The following is a 433-nucleotide window of genomic DNA, read 5'->3' as shown; positions in this document are numbered from 1 at the left end:
AAACCCGGCCCGAGCAATGCTCGGGCCGGGTTTTATCCGTCGTTAGAGCAGATCAGAACTTAGCCGAAAGCTCCAGGCCCCAAGTGCGGGGTGCGTTGAAGTTGGCATAGTCGCCGAGGATGCCGCCATAGTTGGTCGAGGCAACCGTGCCGTTCGGATTGTAGTTGACGACCGGCGACGAGTTCGCAGCCGAGCGACGGTAGATGTAGGTGGTGTCGAGCAGGTTGCGCGCCCAGACCGAAACGGTGACCTTGTTATGATCGTTCACCGCGATGTCGGCCAGTGCGAGGCGACCGTTCATGACGAAGCTTGCGTCGGTCTTGGTCGGCTCGAGCTGGAAGCTGTACTGGCTGCTCGAATAGTTGCCGTCGAGGTGCAGGCGAACGCTCGCGTCGCCAACGTTGATCGGCACGACATAGTCGATTGCGCCCGA

The 433-nt window shown here is 60.5% G+C and carries 1 protein-coding gene; it reads right to left on the bottom strand.

Going from position 1 to position 433, the window contains the following annotated elements; translation table 11 throughout:
* Positions 1-52: 52 nt before the first annotated feature.
* A partial coding sequence (locus AACY45_RS28805; RefSeq protein ID WP_339548880.1) for a hypothetical protein occupies positions 53-433 on the bottom strand: 381 nt, incomplete at its 5' end.

Origin of the sequence: Pseudomonas sp. RA_35y_Pfl2_P32, from assembly GCF_963970735.1 — a bacterium.
Taxonomy (GTDB): Bacteria; Pseudomonadota; Gammaproteobacteria; order Pseudomonadales; family Pseudomonadaceae; genus Aquipseudomonas.
This window is presented reverse-complemented; position numbering and strand designations above follow the sequence as displayed.